At 69.2% G+C, this 397-nt stretch carries 1 protein-coding gene; it reads right to left on the bottom strand.

Going from position 1 to position 397, the window contains the following annotated elements; genetic code table 11:
• Window positions 1–397, bottom strand: a 397-nt coding sequence (locus AC1DNW_RS35495; RefSeq protein ID WP_477855836.1) for a putative Ig domain-containing protein, incomplete at both ends; no start/stop codon positions are given.

Here is a 397-nt window from a genome sequence, read left to right as displayed (position 1 = left end):
GCCGTGACCGTCTTGGTGTCGCCGGCATCCGGATCSGTATCGTTGGTCAGCACATTRCCGCTGGCAACCACGCCACCCGAACCATTGGCCGCACCGCCCTTCTCGGTCGCATCCCCCGCATCGGCAACCGCCGTCGGCGTCGCGTTGCCGGGCGTCGATACGGCGACGTTGAAGGTCTCGTTGGCTGAGAGGCCGCCGAGGTCGGTCGCCGTCACCCTGACGCCGTAGGTGCCGGCTGCTGTCGGCGTGCCGGAGAAGGTCCGCGTYGTGGCGTTGAAGGCCAGCCAGGCGGGCAGCGCCGTGCCGTCGGCAGCCGTTGCCGAATAGGTCAGCGTCTCGCCGCCGTCGACATCGGTGAAGGTGGTKGTCGGCAGCACGAAGGAGAAGGCCGAGCCCC

The organism is Rhizobium sp. 05L429 (genome assembly GCF_056397645.1).
The sequence above is the reverse complement of the archived record's forward strand: the minus strand, read 5'-3'. Positions and strand labels throughout refer to the sequence as shown.